This window comes from Clostridium tarantellae, from assembly GCF_009295725.1.
Lineage (GTDB): Bacteria > Bacillota > Clostridia > Clostridiales > Clostridiaceae > Sarcina > Sarcina tarantellae.
Window position 1 is genome coordinate 1 of sequence record NZ_WHJC01000657.1, and the last position, 451, is coordinate 451.

Consider the following 451-nt stretch of genomic DNA (forward strand, 5'->3'; position numbering starts at 1 on the left):
TAAGAGACAAAGATGGATTACAATCAATTAATATATAATCATAATTTAAATTACTATTATTTAATATATTTTTTAGCTTATATTCCCTTTTTGAAATAGAAGCTAATTCTAATTCTATATTTGAGTAATCTAAATTAGATGGAATTATATCCACATTTTTAAAATTAGTTTTTAATATTACTTTATCTATAGAAGTATTATAGTTTATAAGATGATAAATAGTATTAGAAAAATCTTTTATACCTAAACTTGAAGTTAAATTTCCTTGAGCATCATTATCTATAACTAATACTTTTTTACCTAAATTCCCCAAAGAAGCTGCTAAATTAGAAACTGTAGTTGTTTTAGCACAGCCTCCTTTTTGATTAGTCACACTTATAATTTTTGCCATTTCTTCCTCCTTTTAACAAAAGTCTTTTATATAATAATACCATAAAAATTTATTAATGTA

General features: G+C 21.7%; 1 protein-coding gene. It reads right to left on the minus strand.

Translation table 11 applies throughout. The features are described 5' to 3' along the window. Nucleotides 1–391: ParA family protein (locus GBZ86_RS16775; RefSeq protein ID WP_234885200.1), on the minus strand; the 391-nt coding region annotated here is incomplete at its 3' end. Between the last annotated feature and the right edge of the window lie 60 nt (nucleotides 392–451).